The organism is Parasphingorhabdus sp. (assembly GCF_049667325.1).
Lineage (GTDB): Bacteria > Pseudomonadota > Alphaproteobacteria > Sphingomonadales > Sphingomonadaceae > Parasphingorhabdus.
In genome coordinates this window covers 17681-31643 of the sequence record NZ_JBATHY010000080.1, presented here as the reverse complement: position 1 = coordinate 31643, position 13963 = coordinate 17681, and the positions used below count along the sequence as shown (strand labels likewise).

The window sequence follows — 13963 nt, the reverse complement described above, 5'->3', positions numbered from 1 at the left end:
AGCACATGTCCGTCGTCGATCGCGAGGATCACCGCAGCGCGGATACCGCGGCTGCGGGAGACATATTCCCACTTGCCTTCGCGCTTGGCCGTGATGAAACGGCCTTCCCACATGATTTCTGTTTTTTCGGACATTTCTAACCTGTTCGTGCTGAGAGCCTGTAGAAGCAGGGCCTGCCGCAAAAATCACCCTTCGACAAGCTCAGGGCGAATGGAATGTCAAAGTTCGATCAATTTGTCGGGCAGCTCGTTCGGGTTCTGGTCGGTTTTCGGAAAATGTTCGGATAGGACAATACCCATCTGGCGCACAGCTTCAGCCATGCCTTCGCCCGGCTTGTCTGCGCGCACCAGATCTATCATTGCAACCATCGCGTCGCCCCAGATAGCGGGCTCGACTTTCTCGACAATTGCATTGTCGGCAACGATTTCCGCGCGGTGTTCGCGCATCGACAGATAGAGCAGGATGCCGGTTCGTCCGACCGTGCGATGATCCGTCGACACCCGGAACAACGATATCGCCCGCTTGCGCACGCGGGCTTTCTTGATCGGAGGCGGAATAAGAATGAACAGCAACGGTTTCCAGATCAGGATCAGCCGCGTACCGAAAAATTTCAGCGCGGTAAAAACAAACAGGGCCCAATAGGGCAGGGCGGATATCCCGCTCCAGCCGCCGCTCAGCCAGTCGATGATATTGAGATATATTTCCGGAAACAGGCTGACCACCAGCAATGCAGTAAGCGCCACCAGCCCGGATATCGCCCAGGCGACATCGCCATAATGATCGGATTCGCCGGTCACGATGGTCACAATTTCGCCATTGGTGGATTTCTCTGCGAGAGAAACGGCGGACGTGACGGTCTTGTGATCGTCCGGTGTAAACTGGTTCACTTTGCTCATCACCAGCCCCCCGAAGCGCCGCCGCCGCCAAAGCTTCCGCCGCCTCCGCTAAAGCCGCCTCCGCCGAATCCGCCGCCACTGCTGCCACCGCCCCAACCAGATCCGCCGCCCCAGATCACCACCGGACCGGCACCCCGGCGATAACGCTTACCGCCGCGGTTCGCGAACATCGGGATTATCACGAAGAAAATCAGAACGAAGATCCAGAAAATCATGAGGCCGATATTCTCGCCATCGTCTTTGCTGCCTTGTTGAACTGCCTGCTGGGCCACTGCGCGGGCTTCTTCTTCGGGAAGCACCAACTGGTTCGCAATCCTGTTCACGCCGGCGATGATGCCGGCGGGCATATTATTGTTGCGGAACTCGGGCAGGATATCATTCTGGATGATCATGCTCGACAGGGCATCGGTCATGATGCCTTCGAGACCATAGCCCACTTCGACCCGCACTTTGCGTTCATTGGGCGCGACCAGCAGGATCAGGCCATTGTCTTTCTCGATCTCGCCTTCGCCGTCCTGCCCGATACCCCAGGCCCGGCCAAGCTGATAGCCATAGTCTGCAATATCATAGCCTTCGAGACTGTTGACCGTCGCGACGACCAATTGGCGATTGGACTGGGCCTCCAGCGCAGCGAGCTTTGCCGTAAGTTCCGCTTCTTGCGACGGATCAAGCAATTCCGCCTGATCGACCACGCGGCCGGTAAGCTCCGGGAAGCTTTGGGCAAACGCCGGGCTGGCAACCGCCAAAAAGGCGACCATCAGACCGGCAAGAACCGTCTTCAATGACAGAATGGAACGAAGGGCGATCACCCTTAAAAGCTGACTTCAGGAGCTTCGTCCGCGCCTTCCGTGGTTGCCGCAAACGGTTCCATCGGTTCCGCGCCGTGGATGATCTTCGCGCCGATAATGTCGGGGAACGTCCGGATCGTAGTATTATATTCGCGAACCGCTTCATTATAGTCGCGGCGGGCTACATTGATCCTATTTTCCGTGCCTTCCAGCTGGCTTTGCAGGGCCAGAAAATTCTGGTTGGATTTAAGATCGGGATAAGCTTCTACCGTCGCCATCAGGCGTCCAAGCCCTTGAGAGAGTGCGCCTTGCGCGGCAGCAAATTCCTGAACCTTCGCGGCATCGCCAAGATCATCGGCACTGAGCTGGATCGAGGTGGCTTTCGCCCGGGCTTCAACCACCGCCGTCAGCGTGTCCTGCTCCTGGGTAGCAAAACCTTTCACGGTTTCCACCAGATTGGGGATGAGGTCGGCGCGGCGCTGATATGTGCTTTCAACATCCGCCCATTTTGCCTTGGCATTTTCTTCCGCCGTTGGCACGCTGTTGATTCCGCAGGCGCTTAACGACAAGGCCACGGCCGGAACCATCAGAAATTTGATCAATTTATTCAGCATGTTTGAAAACCCTCCATCCGCACGGCAATACGCCGCTCCACTTTGTAAAAATAGGTATCTATCGCCGCGTTTGCAACGGCTTCGCTCGACAATTCTGGATTTTTCATACATTTACTCGCGTTTGAAAAAAGATGGAAAATATCATGCTAGACGAGTTTAAGGACTTTATTCTGAAGGGCAATGTGCTCGATTTGGCGGTAGCCGTGATTATCGGCGCGGCTTTTGCAACGATTACCACATCATTGACTGAAGATGTGATCATGCCGGTTGTCAGCGCGGTTTTTGGCGCTCCTGATTTTTCGACGATGTTTTTGCTGCTTGGTTCGCCGCCTGCAGATTATGCCGGAACCATGACCGACTATGCCGCGCTGAAAGAAGCTGGCGTGCCGATGCTCGGTTGGGGCCAGTTCCTGACCGTGGTGATCAATTTCGTCATTCTTGCGTTCATTATCTTCATGATCGTGCGCTACGCCGGCAAGGTGATGAAAAAATCGGAAGCGGCAGCCGCGGATCCAGGGCCGAACGAAATCGACCTGCTGATCGAAATTCGGGATAGTTTGAAAAAATAGCAACCAGAATAGCTGTTTGAGACAGCCAATATCGCCCCTTTTGCAGCGTGATTTACCGACCGTAAATCATGCTTCGCGAGAGGGGCGATTTTTTTGTTTTGGAAATTGCTGAGTCTACCCGGAAAAGTCCAGAAAACGCGCCGATATTCAAATAATAATTCTTTTATTATAATGGGATAGCTAGGGGGTGCATTTTTTAAGATACTTTCTGATTTTTCGCTCTTATAGGCCCGCTCAGCTGGTTTGATTCTCAGCTGATTTGAACTATCCATAGGGGACTATTTATTATGCGTAAATTCGCTGTTTTGGCTGCATCTGCAGCCGTATTCGCTTTGAGTGCCTGCAATGCTCCAGCTGAAGAAGCTGTTGTAACCGAAGAAGTTGCAACCGAAGAAGTTGCACCTGCTGAAGATGCTATGGTTGCTGAAGAAGTTGCTCCGGTAACCGAAGAAGCAACCGCTGAAGCTGCTCCTGCAGACGCAGCTGCTGCACCAGTTACCGAGTAAGCCTACACTATCTGATATTCCCTTGGGGGAACTAGAGGAGGGTCAACAAGGAAACTTGTTGGCCCTTTTTTATTGCGCGCTCGGGAACCAATCTGTTTCCGGCAGGTTGATATTGCTGAGGAGCCATTTTTTACTCCTTGCAATTGACGAGGGAAGATTATGCGTAAAATAATGATTTTGACCGCTTCAGCTGCTGCCTTGGCCCTGAGCGCTTGTGCACAGGAAGACACCAGCGGCGCGGAAACCGAAACCGAGCGGATGGCTCAGGAAGCTGAGATGGAAGCTGACCGGCTGGACGAAGCAGCAGACGCGGCCCCAACCGAAGCTGGTGAAGATATGCTGGAAGACAAGGCTGCGGCTATGGAAGACAAGGCTGATGCCCTGGAAGACAAAGCCGACAAGGAAGAAGGCGTTCTCGCCCAGTAATTCCGACTTCCCTTTGGGGAACTAGAGGAGGGTCAACCGGGAGACCGGTTGGCCCTTTTTCTCGTCTGTGCACTGTTCATTCAGAAATATATGACTATATAGGAACTGTCCGTTTCGGCGGACTATGGTGATAAATGATGGCGTGCAATAGACACTACGGACCCGGGGGCAGTACCCGGCGGCTCCACCATTTCAGGCGATTTGCAGCAATGTAGAACGCCTTTGTTGATGGGGCCGAATTAGGATCGACGGGTGTTCAAAAGCGTTATTTTTGCCCGGCCTGAGTATGCCGTGATTGCTCAAAACCTATAAGTGCAAATGATAATGAAGCACTCGCTATCGCTGCCTAACCCAATGACCTCACGGTCATAAGTTAGAAAGCTACGCGCGGTTGAACCCACCGGGCAACAGAAGGGAATTCAGCGGTTTGGAAGGCACCGGGCAACAGAAGCCTTCCACTTTATCCGATATGATTTCAGAATGGCCGTAATCTGTCGAATGGCGCGCGGTTCGATCGATGCGCCATTGCGCGCGGCTTGGCGACCGCTGCAGATAGGCATCTGCCTCCCGGACGGTCTAATATTCGGAACCGTAGCTGCGGTGGAGTTCGATCGCTTCGATCATTTTGGCGCCGGCCATGAAAACCGCGCCAGTTACTGCCAGAAACAGCATTTTTCCGCCCCAGCCCGGATATTGCACCAGATAATCCTGACCACGCGCAACCGCGCCGGTAGCAAGCGCGTAGGTGATGAGAAAAGCCTCGAATTTGGTTTTGATTATGAATAGCCGTCTGATCTTTTTCCACATGCCATATCTGTAGCAAGCGTCATGCCAAGCCCAGAAAACTGGCGTTTCCCGCTTTGAAACATGGTAAACTGTAAGTTAATCCGACGTTTGACAAGATCGCCTAGCGATCCAGTTCCGACAGGTCGCAAATCTCGAGCAGCCGTATTCTGGCCTTGCCGATCGACTTCCTCAGTTCAGGATCGGAAAGCTGCTCCGGGTTAATCGCTTCGGGCCAATGGTTCGTCACGACCCCGGCCATGGCATCAAGTTTTCGGGGCGTGGCGATGAACCGCTGATCGATCGTGGCGGGGTCCGCGACAACCCGCAGGCGCAGACAGGCCGGGCCGCCGCCATTGGCCATGGATTGGCGGACGTCGACCGGGCACAGCCGACGGATCGGTCCGTTACCGGCTACCAGATCGGTGAGATAGGTCCAGACGGCATCATTATCGCGCGCCTCGGTCGGCAGGATCAGTGCCATGCCCGCCCCATCCGGAAGTGTCACCAGCTGGGCATTGAAAAGATAGGATTTTATGGCGTCGTCCAAACTGACCCGGTCGGCTGGTACGATGACAATTTCCGCATCGGGCATCGTGTTGCGGATAGTGTCATAAAGTGCTTCGGGCTGTTCAAAGGCCTGTTCATGGGTGAATAAAACCCGCTCGTTGGCCACGGCTACGACATCATTGTGAAAAGCGCCTGCCGCGATCGCGATTTCCGCCTGCTGTGCAAAGATTACGCGCTTCTGGTCCAGCCCGTGTTTGCGCGCCACTGCGTTGCTGGCTTGGATATGCTGGCGGGCAGGGAACGGGCCACCGCTTTTGCCATAGACAAATATCTCGATCCCCGGTGCGTCGTGGGTGAGACAAAGGCGCATATGGTTGGCCGCCCCTTCGTCGCCAAACGGTGATGGCACGGGTGCGTGGACCGTAAAATTATGCTTGTCTGCAAACGCCAGTTCTAGCTGTGACAGCGTTCCCGGCCATTCGTGGCTGCGGTGCGGCATGGTCTGCAGATTGGCCACGGTGAGATGGCATTTGCCATCGGGCGTGTCGGGCGCGGGCGAAATGGTCGCGGCATTGGCGGCCCACATCGAAGAGGCGGAAAAGGCCGCCGCGCGGATATTCGGTTCGGCATCATCGACGGTCGTGCCCAAGCTTCCCAGCCAACCGATATTAGGCCGATCCAGTGGCATGAAAAAACCCTGTACCAGTCCGAGATCGAGATTGTGCCGCATCTTGGCGATGCCCTGCAAGGCCGCTTCGCGAGGATATGCGGTTTCCCCGGCATTGTTCGAGGAGGCGATATTGCCGATGCTCAGCCCGGCATAATTATGGCTTGGTCCGATGATGCCGTCAAAATTGATTTCAACGAGCGCGCTCACCGCGGAATAAACCGGATTTCGTCACCAACCGAGAGGCCGATATTGGCCGCGGCCTGTTCGTCTATCGTCACGCCATCATCTTTCTCGTCCAGCATCGCGTAGGTTGCCTGGAAATTGCCAAGGCTGCCATGCGAAATGATCGTCTTTGTTCCACCTTCAGCGATGCCGCTGATCTTGGCCGATTTGGCATTGCGGATGCTTGTGACGTCATCGGTCTTCGCAATCATTGTCGGACCGCCGTCAAAAATATCGACATAGCCCTCATAGGAAAAATTCTCATTCTCCAGCATCCGCATCGCGGCACGACCGTTGGGATGCGGGATGCCGATCGCGGCCCGCGCGGATTCGCTGAGCATTGCCGTATAGATCGGATGTTTGGGCATCAGGTCGGCAATGAACTGGTTGCCGTGAATGGCGTTGAAATAATCGGCTTCCTGAAAGCTCATGCCAAAGAACCGGCCCGCGAGTCCATCCCAGAAGGGCGAACCTCCAGCTTCGTCAATGATGCCCCGGAGTTCGGCAAAAATCTTGTCACCGAAACGGTCGCGATGTTCCTTGATGAACAGATAGCGGCTGCGCGCCAGCAACATGCCAAGTCCACCGGCGCGCTCGCCGGGGTGGAGGAACAGGCCGCCGACTTCGCTGGCCCCTTCCAGATCGGTGACAAGGCCCAGCATCTGGGCGCTGAATGTCCGGTCCAGTTCCTTGCTGGTTTGCGACAGCGTGCTCAGACGATAGGAATAGAAGGGCCATGTCTGCCCCACTTTGGTGAACAATTGCGAAGTGCCTCGCACGGCGCCGGTTTCGACATTTTCCAGCACCATGACAAACAGATCATCGCCATGCGCATTGCTGTCGCTTTGATAGGCGCGTTCGGATCGCTCGAGTTTTTCGGTCAGCGACGTCCGATCTGCGGGCAGGTTTGTAAAACCGCCGCCGGTCAGTTTCGCCATTTCGTAAAGATGCTGCAGATCGTCGACCCGCGCAGCGCGTATCCGGAAACTCATAATCCTCCCTTTTCGGCAATCCGCATGATCGTCAGCGCCGATAATTGTGCCCGTTCAACCAGACTTTCTACTATCATAAATTCGTCGGAGCTGTGGATGGCCCCCCCTCTGACGCCCATAGTATCCACCACCGGGACACCGCAAGCGGCGATATTATTGCCGTCACAAACTCCGCCGGTACCGCGCCAGCTGATATCGAGCCCCAGATCCGCGCCGCATTGCTTTACCAGACCAAAAAGTTTCTGAGCCTGCGGATCAATCGGTTTGGGCGGGCGGCCGAAGCTGCCATGGCAATGGACGCCGAGGTCATGTTCGCGTGCAATCGTCGTCACCAACTTGTCGAGCGCAATTTGCGCTTCGTTTTGATCTTCCAGTGACTTGGGCCGGAAGTTCACCCGCAGGATCGCGTGTTCGGGGACCGCATTATTGGGCCCGCCGCCATCGATTTTTGCGGGGTTTACGCTGAGACCTTCGCGGTGCAGTGCTTTCAATCTCAGCGCCATGTCCGCAGCCGCGATCAAAGCGTTGCGCCCTTCATCCGGGTTGCGGCCCGCATGGGCGCTCTTGCCGGTAAAAATGATCGAGAAATTGCCGCTGCCACCGCGCTCTCCGGCGAGCGTGCCGTCGGGCAGGGCGGGTTCATAAGTTAGCGCGGCGGTCTTGCCTTTGGCCAGCCGTTCGATCAACGCTGCCGATGAGCCGGAGCCGACTTCCTCGTCACTGTTGATCATCACGTCATACCCGATGCGGTTGGCATATTTGCTGTGCTCAAGCAATTGCAGCGCGCCGAGCATGACGGAAATGCCGCCCTTCATGTCGGCGAGACCCGGACCGTTCAAAATGCCGCTTTCCAGCTCCGTAACCTGCTGAAACTTATGGTCGGCCGGAAACACGGTATCCATATGGCCGGTCAGCAAGATGCGAACTGCCGCGTCCGGGCGGATAGAGGCCACCAGATGCTGCCCGCGCTGGACCTGATCAACGCTGCCATCCGCGCGAACCGCCTCGACCGGCTCTGGGTCGAGCAGACCTATATCTCCCGGCAACACCGAAAAGGCATCAGCCAGCATGGTCGCGACGGTTTTCAAACCATCAAGATTGGTGGTGCCGCTATTGGTCTTTGCCCATTTCAACGTACGCGGCAAAAGCGGCAGATTGGTCGCCTTGTCCAGCGTGTCTTGTTCGGGGAAGATATTTGCTTTCATCTGAAACCGATAGCATTTGTCATCAGCCAATGTCACCCGCTCTGTTGCGAGGATAATCCTGTCCTACATAGGTGAGGATCACTATGATTACGATCTTTGGCCCCTGGCGTTGGCTAGGCCAGCTTTACCAAAGGAGCATCGAATATGTGTCAGGGAAAAACGCGAGCAGCATCAATCTTTGATTACTTGAGAGATAGTAGGAAAAAACCATTGAATCTCAAGCTTATTTTCTACAAAATGGCGTAATCGTCGTCAGCAGAATCAAAAATTTCGATAACAGTGTAAAGTTTGTAAAGTTCGCCTCGGGAACATCCTTTCTTTCCATCCCGTTTACAGCGAGAAAAAGAGCCGCCATAGACGGCTGTGATTCCTCCCCGGAAATTTTTGAAATCTTGCGCTGTACTTTGTACGCTCGGGAAAAACGCATTTGAACGAGGAAAATTTATGTCCGAATATGTCAGTCAGAACGGTATCCAGATCGCACAGGACCTGTTTGATTTTGTGAATGACCGCGCCTTGACCGGAACCGGCGTAGATGGCGCAAAATTCTGGCAGGACTTTGCGAACCTGCTTGGTGATTTTGCTCCCCGAAATGCGGCACTGCTGGAGAAGCGCGAGCAGCTGCAGGCACAGATAGATGCCTGGCATATTGATCATAAAGGCCAGCCAATAGATCAAGGCGAATATCAGACGTTTCTGAAAGACATCGGCTATCTGGTTGAGGAACCTGAATCATTTGCGATCACAACCAAAAATGTCGACCCTGAAATCGCGACCATGGCAGGGCCGCAACTGGTGGTGCCATCGCTTAATGATCGGTTCGTTTTGAATGCCGCCAATGCGCGCTGGGGCAGCCTATATGATGCCTTTTACGGCACCGATGCGCTGGATGCACCGCCGGCGAAACCGGGTGGCTACGATCCGGAACGCGGCGCGCATGTGGTCAAGGCGGCAAAGGCTTTGCTGGATGAGATATTGCCGCTTGAGCATGGCAGTTGGGCGAACCTGTCAAACGTCAAGGAAAACGGAATTCCACTGAAAGATCCGGCGCAATGTGTCGGATGGAACGACAAGGCTTGCCTGTTCCGACACAATGGCTTGCATATCGAAGTCATTTTCGATTCCGCGCACCCGATTGGCAAGAATGATCCCGCCAATATCGCCGATGTCCTGATGGAAGCCGCGCTGACCACGATCATCGACATGGAAGACTCGGTCGCCGCCGTGGATGCCGAAGACAAGGTGCTGGCCTATACAAACTGGCTTGGCCTGATGCGCGGTGATCTCGACGCGTCCTTTGAAAAGGGCGGCAGGATCATCGAACGCAAGGCCAATTCGGATCGCGACTATGTCGATCTGGACGGAAAATCTTTCTCCCTCCCGGGCCGTAGCCTGATGTTTGTCCGCAACGTCGGCCATCTGATGACCAATCCTGCAGTGTTGCTGGCAGATGGATCGGAAGCGCCCGAAGGGTTGCTCGATGGCATATTCACCAGCCTGATCGCGATGCACGACATCAAGGGGCTGGGTGACCTGCGCAACAGTCGCGAAGGCTCGATCTATATCGTGAAGCCGAAAATGCACGGGCCGGAAGAATGCGCCTTCACCAACGATCTGTTCGACGCGGCTGAAGATCTGCTCGGACTGGACCGTCACACGATCAAAGTCGGCGTGATGGATGAGGAGCGCCGGACTTCCGCCAATCTTGCAGCCTGTATCCACGCCGTGAAGGACCGGGTCGTGTTCATCAACACCGGTTTTCTGGACCGTACCGGCGACGAAATCCACACCTCGATGCAGGCTGGAGCGATGCAGGCCAAGGGCGATATCAAGAAGAGCGACTGGATCACCGCTTATGAACAGCGCAATGTCGCCATCGGTCTGGCTTGCGGCATGTCCGGCAAGGCGCAGATCGGCAAGGGCATGTGGGCCGCGCCCGACATGATGGCCGACATGATGGCGCAGAAAATCGGTCATCCGATGACCGGTGCCAATACCGCCTGGGTACCGAGCCCGACGGCGGCGACTTTGCACGCGATCCACTACCATCGGGTCGATGTGTTTGGCCGGCAGAAACAGGTCGCGGCTGACGGTATTGCGCCGCTCGACAAATTGCTGACCATTCCGCTCGCCGATGGTCATAACTGGTCGGATGCAGAGATCGAGAGAGAACTGGATAACAATGCACAGGGCATATTGGGCTACGTCGTGCGCTGGATCGATCAGGGGATCGGCTGTTCCAAAGTGCCGGATATCAATGATGTCGGGCTGATGGAAGATCGAGCGACCTTGCGGATTTCATCGCAGCATATGGCCAACTGGATGCTGCATGGCGTTTGTTCGGCGGAACAGGTCGATGCCGCCTTGCTGCGGATGGCGGCCAAGGTCGACGGACAGAATGAAGGGGATCCGCTATATCGGCCGATGGCTTCCAATCCGGATGGCAGCCTCGCTTTTCAGGCGGCCCGCGATCTGGTGTTCAAGGGTGTCGAGCAGCCCAGCGGCTATACCGAACCGTTGCTGCACGCCTATCGGCGCGAGTTGAAGGCGGCGGGCTAGGACAGCAGTCTTGCGAGCTCGACAAACTCGGAGACCGCAAGTGTCTCCGGGCGGCGTTGGCTATCGATGCCGGCTTGCTCCAGTGCTTCAAGACCACCGGGCAATTTCCTGAGGCTTTGGCGCAGCATTTTGCGCCTTTGGCTGAATGCGGTCTGCGTCAAAATCTCGAGCTTGGCGAGATCCAAGCCCTCGGGTTGCGCCGTGGGAATTATGTGGACGACGGCGGACATGACCTTGGGCGGGGGCGTGAAGGCCGAACGGTGGACCGTCATCGCCAGCTTGGCCTGGCTGCGCCACTGGGCCAAGATGGAGAGGCGGCCATATGCGCTTGACCCTGGCACTGCGACGATGCGGTCGGCGACCTCGCGCTGGAACATCAGGGTCAGGGATGCCCATTGCGGCGGCCATGACGGCGCGGAGAGCCACTTGATCAACAATGCCGAGCCGACATTATAGGGCAGGTTGGAGACGATATGAAACGGACAGTCAAACAGACTGCCATGATCAAGGGCGAGCGCATCATCGTTGATCAGCTTCAGTTGTTCGGGAAAGAATTCGGACAATTCCGCCAAGGCTGGCAGGCAGCGCTCGTCGCGTTCAACGGCGGTTACCGACGCACCTGCCTGGAGCAAGGCTCGCGTCAAGCCGCCCGGACCGGGCCCGACTTCGAATACGGACTGCCCGTCAAGGCTGCCTGGCACAGCTGCAATCTTGTCGAGAAGCTGCATGTCGAACAGGAAGTTCTGGCCCAGCGCCTTGCTTGCGGTCAGGCCGTATTTCTTGATGACCTCCCTTAGCGGCGGCAGGACAATATGCTGGCTCAATTGTCGTGGATCTGTCGGTTGGTGACGGCGGTGGCCGCCATCTGGATCGCGGCAATCATCGACCGTGGGTCGGCTATACCTTGCCCCGCGATATTGAAGGCGGTGCCATGATCCGGCGATGTCCTGACGATCGGAAGACCCAGCGTGATATTGACCCCGTCGAAAAAATGCAGGGTCTTCAAAGGTATCAACGCCTGATCATGATAAGGGCACAGCGCGACATCATATTTGATCCGCGCTTCTTCGTGGAACATCGTGTCGGCGGGCAGCGGATCGGTAATGTCCATGCCTTCGAGACGCAACTCGTCAATCGCCGGTTGCATGATCCGTTGCTCTTCGTCGCCCAGATTGCCGTTCTCGCCCGCATGCGGATTGAGTCCGGATATCGCGATGCGCGGTTTCTCTATCCCGAAATTCCGGATCATCGCTTTCTGCGCGGCGCGAGCGCGCGCAATGATAAGCGGTCCGGTCAAATGTTCTACAACCTCTTTGAACGCGATATGGGTCGTCATGGGAACGACGCGCAACGATGGTCCCGCCAGCATCATCACCGCATTTTCTCGGGCTATTCCGCATCGTTCCGAAACGAACTCGGTCTGACCGGGATAACGGAAGCCGACCTTGTATAATTGGGTTTTTGATACAGGCGCGGTGATGATCGCTCCGGCGTCCCCGGACCGCGCCAGCCCGCAGGCAATTTCGAGTGCATGAAGCGAACATTGCGCGCCGTCCAGCGTCGCTTCGCCGGGAATAGCTGCAGCGGCCTCATGGATGTGGAAAACCGGCAACGCGTCGCCGAACGTGTCGCCCGCCTGCGTTGGCTGTTCAATTTTCCGGGCAGGAACACCCGCAAGATTTTCAAAGTCGGCAAAATTGCCGATCGCGAAAAATGGCTTTAGGCCCGCTTCTACTCGCTGCTTCCAGCTCTTTCCGATAATTTCCGGTCCAACACCGGCCGGGTCACCGCAAGAAATGGCGAAAGGCTTGGCGGACCACTCGGCCATTAATTATATTCGATGATTGCGTCGCGTCTCAAATCGCGCAGATAAATCTGCGCACGTTTGTTGACCCGGTCATTTTCCAGACGAGACATGATGTCGTCAAAGGACGGTGCCGAAGCGGATTTGGGATCATCTCGTCCGCACAGAATAAGGACGCGAACGCCGTCTTCGACCGAACCAAATGGCTGGCTCGCCTGACCGATTTGCAGTTCCGCGATCGTTCCTTGCAAGGCTGCAGGAAGGTCGCGCAGTCTGACTTGATCGTTATCGACCACGCTAGCACCAAGTTGCGCGGCGACCTCATTGGCTGCACCGCAGCCCTTGATGGCTTGTGTCGCTACAGCAAATTTTTCGGCTTGTGCAGCAGCTTGCGACTCGGTGATTCCGGCTGGAAAGCCTATTGCCAATTGTTTCAGGCTGAGTAACGCATTGCGCGGGTCAGCCGTCAGAACCTGACGCGCGTCGATCAAATAAAGGATCGAAAAACCACCCGGTACCTCGACCGGTCCAACAACCTGTCCTACCTGCATTTGCTCGGCAGCATCGGCGAGGGTTTGCGGCAATTGGGCGGGACGGACCCAACCCAGGTCACCGCCGGTAGCGGCAGTAGAGGCTTCCGAAAACTGTCGGGCATAAGCGACAAACGAACCGCCGGCCCGGATCTGTTCGAGTATTTTACGCATATTTTCGGTAACTTGCGCTGCAGTTTCCTGCGACGCTGACATATAGATCTCGCCGATACGAAATTCGCTGGTGCCCTTGGAAGCATTCAAGCGTTCGATTATGGCGTTGACCTCTTCGTCACCGACATTGATGAATGGCTGGATGTTGCGGCGAAGCAGTCGGTTCCAGGCCAATTCGCCCTTGATCTGGCGTTTCAACGTATCGGTAGAAGTGCCCTGGGTCCGTAAATATTGATCGAACGCATCGATATCCTGTTTGAAATTCTGTTGGGCGACCTGACGGAAAGTGGTTTCAACTTCTTCCGCCCCGATGACGATTTCATTCGCTTCCGCTTCCTGAATCTGAAGTGTTTCGTCGATCAAATTTCTCAGTACCTGGAGCCGTAAGCGTTGTCTTTCTTCGTCCGAAACTTCGCCGCCATTGGCTGCAACGATCAAAGCAAGCCGGTGGCCGACATCGGTTCCGGTTATGATATCGCCGTTGACAATCGCCGTCGCGCGGCGAACATTCGGGTCATTTTTGCCAAATATCGTCATTTCGTCGGGAATGTTCAGCCCGGTTTGCGGCAGCGAAGCGCCTTCAACGGTCTGGCTGACGGAAGGTGAAGCTCCCGCAATGGCAAGCGCTGCAATCAACGTAGCCTTTGTTTTAAAGCCTTGGATTCTCATATTCGATAAGTTCATTTCTTGTATCTTCTCAACTACTAAGAGTAAA

14 protein-coding genes, 1 other RNA gene and 1 pseudogene are annotated in these 13963 nt (G+C 55.6%); 5 read left to right on the top strand and 11 right to left on the bottom strand.

Going from position 1 to position 13963, the window contains the following annotated elements; genetic code table 11:
• The 4 genes and pseudogenes from WBM93_RS04670 to WBM93_RS04655 form a co-directional block, all read right to left on the bottom strand.
• A pseudogene (locus WBM93_RS04670) lies at window positions 1-134 on the bottom strand (NUDIX hydrolase); the annotation flags it as partial.
• Between the two features lie 84 nt (window positions 135-218).
• Window positions 219-896 carry a TPM domain-containing protein gene (locus tag WBM93_RS04665; protein ID WP_424428811.1) on the bottom strand — a complete coding sequence of 226 codons (678 nt, stop codon included), beginning with the start codon at window positions 894-896 and terminating at the stop codon, window positions 219-221.
• The gene (locus WBM93_RS04660; protein WP_424428820.1) at window positions 896-1654 is read right to left on the bottom strand and encodes a TPM domain-containing protein; all 759 of its coding nucleotides are present in this window, start codon (window positions 1652-1654) and stop codon (window positions 896-898) included. Before WBM93_RS04660 ends, WBM93_RS04665 begins: the two co-directional genes overlap by 1 nt.
• Window positions 1655-1707: 53 nt before the next feature.
• Window positions 1708-2298 (bottom strand): LemA family protein, encoded by a 591-nt coding sequence (locus tag WBM93_RS04655; protein WP_424428808.1) that lies wholly within the window; start codon window positions 2296-2298, stop codon window positions 1708-1710.
• Window positions 2299-2441: 143 nt separating this feature from the next.
• On the opposite strand from WBM93_RS04655, the gene mscL reads away from it, so the two are divergent.
• The 4 genes from mscL to ssrA all read left to right on the top strand — a co-directional run bounded on the left by mscL (window position 2442) and on the right by ssrA (window position 4221).
• Window positions 2442-2867: a large conductance mechanosensitive channel protein MscL gene (gene mscL, locus WBM93_RS04650; RefSeq protein ID WP_424428805.1), complete on the top strand. Its 426-nt coding sequence runs from the start codon at window positions 2442-2444 to the stop codon at window positions 2865-2867.
• A 287-nt stretch (window positions 2868-3154) separates the two neighbouring features.
• On the top strand, window positions 3155-3373 hold the full coding sequence (locus WBM93_RS04645; protein WP_424428802.1) for a hypothetical protein: 219 nt from the start codon (window positions 3155-3157) through the stop codon (window positions 3371-3373).
• A 159-nt stretch (window positions 3374-3532) separates the two neighbouring features.
• The gene (locus tag WBM93_RS04640) at window positions 3533-3799 is read left to right on the top strand and encodes a hypothetical protein (RefSeq protein ID WP_424428799.1); all 267 of its coding nucleotides are present in this window, start codon (window positions 3533-3535) and stop codon (window positions 3797-3799) included.
• A gap of 69 nt (window positions 3800-3868) precedes the next feature.
• Window positions 3869-4221: a transfer-messenger RNA gene (gene ssrA, locus WBM93_RS04635) on the top strand.
• A 154-nt stretch (window positions 4222-4375) separates the two neighbouring features.
• Here ssrA and WBM93_RS04630 read toward each other — a convergent pair.
• From WBM93_RS04630 to WBM93_RS04615, 4 genes are all read right to left on the bottom strand, one after another.
• Window positions 4376-4606: a hypothetical protein gene (locus WBM93_RS04630; protein WP_424428796.1), complete on the bottom strand. Its 231-nt coding sequence runs from the start codon at window positions 4604-4606 to the stop codon at window positions 4376-4378.
• 100 nt (window positions 4607-4706) lie between these two features.
• Window positions 4707-5969, bottom strand: coding sequence for an N-succinylarginine dihydrolase (locus WBM93_RS04625; RefSeq protein ID WP_424428793.1), 1263 nt, complete (start codon window positions 5967-5969; stop codon window positions 4707-4709).
• On the bottom strand, window positions 5966-6976 hold the full coding sequence (locus WBM93_RS04620; RefSeq protein ID WP_424428791.1) for an arginine N-succinyltransferase: 1011 nt from the start codon (window positions 6974-6976) through the stop codon (window positions 5966-5968). The genes WBM93_RS04625 and WBM93_RS04620 overlap by 4 nt, the downstream gene beginning before the upstream one ends.
• On the bottom strand, window positions 6973-8181 hold the full coding sequence (locus tag WBM93_RS04615) for a hydrolase (RefSeq protein WP_424428788.1): 1209 nt from the start codon (window positions 8179-8181) through the stop codon (window positions 6973-6975). Before WBM93_RS04615 ends, WBM93_RS04620 begins: the two co-directional genes overlap by 4 nt.
• 444 nt (window positions 8182-8625) lie before the next feature.
• Between WBM93_RS04615 and WBM93_RS04610 the strand changes: the two genes are divergently transcribed.
• A complete protein-coding gene (locus tag WBM93_RS04610) occupies window positions 8626-10740 on the top strand; it encodes a malate synthase G (RefSeq protein ID WP_424428785.1) in 2115 nt (704 codons plus the stop codon).
• Here WBM93_RS04610 and rsmA read toward each other — a convergent pair.
• Genes rsmA through WBM93_RS04595 form a run of 3 tightly spaced genes read right to left on the bottom strand, consistent with a single transcriptional unit; the run spans window position 10737 to window position 13917 of the window.
• Window positions 10737-11564 (bottom strand): 16S rRNA (adenine(1518)-N(6)/adenine(1519)-N(6))-dimethyltransferase RsmA, encoded by an 828-nt coding sequence (gene rsmA, locus WBM93_RS04605; RefSeq protein ID WP_424428782.1) that lies wholly within the window; start codon window positions 11562-11564, stop codon window positions 10737-10739. The two genes, WBM93_RS04610 and rsmA, sit on opposite strands and share 4 nt — an antisense overlap.
• Complete coding sequence (pdxA, locus tag WBM93_RS04600) at window positions 11561-12568, bottom strand: 4-hydroxythreonine-4-phosphate dehydrogenase PdxA (RefSeq protein WP_424428779.1); 1008 nt, start codon at window positions 12566-12568, stop codon at window positions 11561-11563. Before pdxA ends, rsmA begins: the two co-directional genes overlap by 4 nt.
• Window positions 12568-13917, bottom strand: coding sequence for a foldase protein PrsA (locus WBM93_RS04595; protein WP_424428776.1), 1350 nt, complete (start codon window positions 13915-13917; stop codon window positions 12568-12570). Before WBM93_RS04595 ends, pdxA begins: the two co-directional genes overlap by 1 nt.
• Window positions 13918-13963: the final 46 nt, after the last annotated feature.

Coding starts and splice junctions, on each gene's coding strand:
- WBM93_RS04665 (WP_424428811.1), bottom strand. CDS start 896: ATGAGCAAAGTGAACCAGTTTACACCGGACGATCACAAGACCGTCACG.
- WBM93_RS04660 (WP_424428820.1), bottom strand. CDS start 1,654: ATGGTCGCCTTTTTGGCGGTTGCCAGCCCGGCGTTTGCCCAAAGCTTC.
- WBM93_RS04655 (WP_424428808.1), bottom strand. CDS start 2,298: ATGCTGAATAAATTGATCAAATTTCTGATGGTTCCGGCCGTGGCCTTG.
- mscL (WP_424428805.1), top strand. CDS start 2,442: ATGCTAGACGAGTTTAAGGACTTTATTCTGAAGGGCAATGTGCTCGAT.
- WBM93_RS04645 (WP_424428802.1), top strand. CDS start 3,155: ATGCGTAAATTCGCTGTTTTGGCTGCATCTGCAGCCGTATTCGCTTTG.
- WBM93_RS04640 (WP_424428799.1), top strand. CDS start 3,533: ATGCGTAAAATAATGATTTTGACCGCTTCAGCTGCTGCCTTGGCCCTG.
- WBM93_RS04630 (WP_424428796.1), bottom strand. CDS start 4,606: ATGTGGAAAAAGATCAGACGGCTATTCATAATCAAAACCAAATTCGAG.
- WBM93_RS04620 (WP_424428791.1), bottom strand. CDS start 6,976: ATGAGTTTCCGGATACGCGCTGCGCGGGTCGACGATCTGCAGCATCTT.
- WBM93_RS04615 (WP_424428788.1), bottom strand. CDS start 8,181: ATGAAAGCAAATATCTTCCCCGAACAAGACACGCTGGACAAGGCGACC.
- WBM93_RS04610 (WP_424428785.1), top strand. CDS start 8,626: ATGTCCGAATATGTCAGTCAGAACGGTATCCAGATCGCACAGGACCTG.
- pdxA (WP_424428779.1), bottom strand. CDS start 12,568: ATGGCCGAGTGGTCCGCCAAGCCTTTCGCCATTTCTTGCGGTGACCCG.
- WBM93_RS04595 (WP_424428776.1), bottom strand. CDS start 13,917: ATGAGAATCCAAGGCTTTAAAACAAAGGCTACGTTGATTGCAGCGCTT.